Here is a 5,633-nt window from a genome sequence, read left to right on the forward strand (position 1 = left end):
TGTCCGGCGGTGTCCTACTCTCCCACAGGGTCCCCCCTGCAGTACCATCGGCGCTGCGAGTCTTAGCTTCCGGGTTCGGAATGTGTCCGGGCGTTTCCCTCGCGCTATGGCCGCCGAAACTCTTGCCACACCTCGCCCGCCAACACGTGGTTGGGGTGGGTGTGTGGTCTCGGTGACCGCACCGACCATACCCCGGTGAAGGGTGTGGTGGTGCGGGTGTAATTCTGTGTTGAATTATCTTTTGGGTTTCCGTCTGAAGGGAACCACAGAGTGGACGCGAGCGTATCTTTGGCCACTCACACGGCCTTTTCATGAACATGTTCAAACGTGTGTGAGTGTAGTGATTATCAAGTTATCGGCTTATTAGTACCGGTCAGCTCCGACAGTCGTTAGTCCTGTCTTCCACATCCGGCCTATCAACCCAGTCGTCTGGCTGGGAGCCTCTCACCCCGAAGGGTATGGAAATCTCATCTCGAGGCCGGCTTCCCGCTTAGATGCTTTCAGCGGTTATCCATCCCGAACGTAGCTAACCAGCGGTGCTCCTGGCGGAACAACTGGCACACCAGAGGTTCGTCCAACCCGGTCCTCTCGTACTAGGGTCAGATCCTCTCAAATTTCCTACGCGCGCAGCGGATAGGGACCGAACTGTCTCACGACGTTCTAAACCCAGCTCGCGTACCGCTTTAATGGGCGAACAGCCCAACCCTTGGGACCTACTCCAGCCCCAGGATGCGACGAGCCGACATCGAGGTGCCAAACCATGCCGTCGATATGGACTCTTGGGCAAGATCAGCCTGTTATCCCCGAGGTACCTTTTATCCGTTGAGCGACAGCGCTTCCACAAGCCACTGCCGGATCACTAGTCCCGACTTTCGTCCCTGCTCGACCTGTCAGTCTCACAGTCAAGCTCCCTTGTGCACTTACACTCGCCACCTGATTGCCAACCAGGTTGAGGGAACCTTTGGGCGCCTCCGTTACTTTTTGGGAGGCAACCGCCCCAGTTAAACTACCCACCAGGCACTGTCCCTGAACCGGATCACGGTTCGAAGTTAGATATCCAGAGTGACCAGAGTGGTATTTCAACAATGACTCCACCGACACTAGCGTGCCAGCTTCAAAGTCTCCCACCTATCCTACACAAGCCACACCGAACACCAATACCAAGCTGTAGTAAAGGTCACGGGGTCTTTCCGTCCTGCTGCGCGTAACGAGCATCTTTACTCGTAATGCAATTTCGCCGAGTTCGCGGTTGAGACAGCTGGGAAGTCGTTACGCCATTCGTGCAGGTCGGAACTTACCCGACAAGGAATTTCGCTACCTTAGGATGGTTATAGTTACCACCGCCGTTTACTGGGGCTTAAATTCTCAGCTTCGCCTTGCGGCTAACCGGTCCTCTTAACCTTCCAGCACCGGGCAGGCGTCAGTCCGTATACATCGTCTTGCGACTTAGCACGGACCTGTGTTTTTAGTAAACAGTCGCTTCCCACTGGTCTCTGCGGCCCTGCAGCGCTTCCTGGAGCAAGTCCATTCACGCCTTAGGCCCCCCTTCTCCCGAAGTTACGGGGGCATTTTGCCGAGTTCCTTAACCACGATTCTCTCGATCTCCTTAGTATTCTCTACCTGACCACCTGAGTCGGTTTGGGGTACGGGCGGCTGGAACCTCGCGTCGATGCTTTTCTTGGCAGCATAGGATCACCCACTTTTTATCCGCATCGCGTCTCAGCCGTGATGAGCGACGGATTTGCCTATCGCTCGGCCTACACGCTTGCCCCGGGTCAACCATCGCCCGGGTTGGGCTACCTTCCTGCGTCACACCTGTTAATACGCTCACTCCACCAGATGGGGTCGCATGCCGCCTCACGATCGTCCCCGAAGGGATCCACGCGTCTTGGGATGCTTAGCACTCCTGATTTCATGTGGGCGGTTCTTCGCCGGTACGGGAATATCAACCCGTTGTCCATCGACTACGCCTGTCGGCCTCGCCTTAGGTCCCGACTTACCCAGGGCAGATTAGCTTGACCCTGGAACCCTTGGTCTTCCGGAGGACGGGTTTCTCACCCGTCTTTCGCTACTCATGCCTGCATTCTCACTCGTGTGGCCTCCACGGCTGGTTCACACCGCCGCTTCACTGCCCACACGACGCTCTCCTACCCATCAACACGGCTGGACCACGAAGGCCTACCATTAATGTCAATGCCACAACTTCGGTGGCGTGCTTGAGCCCCGTTACATTGTCGGCGCGGAATCACTTGACCAGTGAGCTATTACGCACTCTTTCAAGGGTGGCTGCTTCTAAGCCAACCTCCTGGTTGTCTGTGCAACTCCACATCCTTTCCCACTTAGCACGCGCTTAGGGACCTTAGTTGGTGGTCTGGGTTGTTTCCCTCTCGACGATGAAGCTTATCCCCCACCGTCTCACTGCTGCGCTCTCACTTACCGGCATTCGGAGTTTGGCTGACGTCAGTAACCTTTTGGGGCCCATCGGCCATCCAGTAGCTCTACCTCCGGCAAGAAACACGCAACGCTGCACCTAAATGCATTTCGGAGAGAACCAGCTATCACGAAGTTTGATTGGCCTTTCACCCCTATCCACAGCTCATCCCCTCCATTTTCAACTGAAGTGGGTTCGGTCCTCCACGACGTCTTACCGTCGCTTCAACCTGGCCATGGATAGATCACTTCGCTTCGGGTCTAGGACATGCGACTGAATCGCCCTATTCAGACTCGCTTTCGCTACGGCTGCCCCTCACGGGTTAACCTCGCCACATATCACTAACTCGCAGGCTCATTCTTCAAAAGGCACGCTGTCACCCCTACAAGGAGGCTCCAACGGTTTGTAAGCAAACGGTTTCAGGTACTATTTCACTCCCCTCCCGGGGTACTTTTCACCTTTCCCTCACGGTACTTGTCCGCTATCGGTCATCTGGGAGTATTTAGGCTTATCAGGTGGTCCTGACAGATTCACGCGGGATTTCTCGGGCCCCGCGCTACTTGGGATACCTCTCCGGGCCGCCAGGCATTTCGACTACGGGACTCACACCCACTCCGGTCCGGCTTTCAATCCGGTTCGTCTATACCTGACGCGTCACCGTGACTGCACGGCAGTACAGTCCGAAAGGTCCCACAACCCCGACCATGCAACCCCTGCCGGGTATCACACATGGCTCGGTTTAGCCTCTTCCGCGTTCGCTCGCCACTACTAACGGAATCACGGTTGTTTTCTCTTCCTGTGGGTACTGAGATGTTTCACTTCCCCACGTTCCCTCTACCCGCCCTATATATTCAGGCGGGAGTCACCAGGTCACCCAAAGGGCCTGGCGGGGTTTCCCCATTCGGAAATCCTCGGATCACAGCTCGTTTATCAGCTCCCCGAGGCTTATCGCAGATTACGACGTCCTTCTTCGGCTCCAGATGCCAAGGCATCCACCGTTTGCTCTTAAAAACTTGAAAATCACATGAGATCGAATCGTGCGACACCACCCCGAAAGGCAATGCCGCGAAATTGACCAGTGAATACGCCAAACAACACCCCCGAAGGAATGCTCCTGGCGACTCACCTATTGTGAAACAGGACCGAAGTCCCGTTTCTAAGATGCTCGCGTCCACTATGTAGTTCTCAACAGACGGCCAGAACCCCCACACCCACCGAATCAGAATCCATCGGCTTCGTGAAGGTCTGTAAGAAACCATCACCCCCACGCCAAAAACGCGGGAAGTTGTCCGGCCCCTCAGGACCCAACAGCGTGCATGCACCCGACCGGCCGGCCCCCACCGTTCCAACCACCCCCCGAAGGAAGCGGCGTACTAGGTCTGAACCATTCAGACGAGCACCTATGTCAATGTTCCACCCATGAGCTGCCAGCAGACACGTTCGGTCTGATCTGGCATGCCTGGACCACCAAAAGTGGCCAGTGCTCCTTAGAAAGGAGGTGATCCAGCCGCACCTTCCGGTACGGCTACCTTGTTACGACTTAGTCCTAATCACCGATCCCACCTTCGACGGCTCCCTCCACAAGGGTTAGGCCACCGGCTTCGGGTGTTACCGACTTTCATGACTTGACGGGCGGTGTGTACAAGGCCCGGGAACGTATTCACCGCAGCGTTGCTGATCTGCGATTACTAGCGACTCCGACTTCATGAGGTCGAGTTGCAGACCTCAATCCGAACTGAGACCGGCTTTTTGGGATTCGCTCCGCCTTACGACATCGCAGCCCTTTGTACCGGCCATTGTAGCATGCGTGAAGCCCAAGACATAAGGGGCATGATGATTTGACGTCATCCCCACCTTCCTCCGAGTTGACCCCGGCAGTCTCATATGAGTTCCCACCATTACGTGCTGGCAACATACGACGAGGGTTGCGCTCGTTGCGGGACTTAACCCAACATCTCACGACACGAGCTGACGACAACCATGCACCACCTGTATACGAGTGTCCAAAGAGTTCCACATTTCTGCGGCGTTCTCGTATATGTCAAGCCTTGGTAAGGTTCTTCGCGTTGCATCGAATTAATCCGCATGCTCCGCCGCTTGTGCGGGCCCCCGTCAATTCCTTTGAGTTTTAGCCTTGCGGCCGTACTCCCCAGGCGGGGCGCTTAATGCGTTAGCTACGACACGGAAACCGTGGAATGGTCCCCACATCTAGCGCCCAACGTTTACGGCGTGGACTACCAGGGTATCTAATCCTGTTCGCTCCCCACGCTTTCGCTCCTCAGCGTCAGTTACGGCCCAGAGATCTGCCTTCGCCATCGGTGTTCCTCCTGATATCTGCGCATTCCACCGCTACACCAGGAATTCCAATCTCCCCTACCGCACTCCAGTCTGCCCGTACCCACTGCAGGCCCGAGGTTGAGCCTCGGGATTTCACAGCAGACGTGACAAACCGCCTACGAGCTCTTTACGCCCAATAATTCCGGACAACGCTCGCACCCTACGTATTACCGCGGCTGCTGGCACGTAGTTAGCCGGTGCTTTTTCTGCAGGTACCGTCAAGCCGAAGCCCTTCTTCCCTACTAAAAGAGGTTTACAACCCGAAGGCCGTCATCCCTCACGCGGCGTTGCTGCATCAGGCTTTCGCCCATTGTGCAATATTCCCCACTGCTGCCTCCCGTAGGAGTCTGGGCCGTGTCTCAGTCCCAGTGTGGCCGGTCACCCTCTCAGGCCGGCTACCCGTCGACGCCTTGGTGAGCCATTACCTCACCAACAAGCTGATAGGCCGCGAGTCCATCCCAGACCGAAAAAACTTTCCACCCAAAACCATGCGGTTCCAGGTCCTATCCGGTATTAGCTCCGATTTCTCGGGGTTATCCCAGAGTCCAGGGCAGGTTACTCACGTGTTACTCACCCGTTCGCCACTAATCCCCCAGAGCAAGCTCCAGGTTCATCGTTCGACTTGCATGTGTTAAGCACGCCGCCAGCGTTCGTCCTGAGCCAGGATCAAACTCTCCAAAAAAAATGGTTCCAACACCCCCGAAGAGGCATTGAGAGTTTCAATCTCTGACTGAAAGAACAATCAAACTGACTGTCCATCAATCCAAAGGAATCCTCCCCCCACCAAACGATGGGGTCGGGGTTCAATAATTTGGCATTGAACATAGTGCACGCTGTTGAGTTCTCAAGGAACGGACGCACCCGA

3 rRNA genes are annotated in these 5,633 nt (G+C 55.8%); all 3 read right to left on the bottom strand.

Features of this window, described 5'->3' with window-relative positions:
* Nucleotide 1 precedes the first annotated feature (1 nt).
* A 5S ribosomal RNA gene (gene rrf / locus BUR99_RS19510) occupies nt 2-118 on the bottom strand.
* Between the two features lie 225 nt (nt 119-343).
* Nucleotides 344-3,450, bottom strand: a 23S ribosomal RNA gene (locus BUR99_RS19515).
* 472 nt (nt 3,451-3,922) lie between these two features.
* A 16S ribosomal RNA gene (locus tag BUR99_RS19520) occupies nt 3,923-5,450 on the bottom strand.
* Together the 16S, 23S and 5S rRNA genes form the textbook arrangement of a ribosomal RNA operon.
* Between the last annotated feature and the right edge of the window lie 183 nt (nt 5,451-5,633).

This window comes from Agromyces cerinus subsp. cerinus (assembly GCF_900142065.1).
GTDB lineage: Bacteria > Actinomycetota > Actinomycetes > Actinomycetales > Microbacteriaceae > Agromyces > Agromyces cerinus.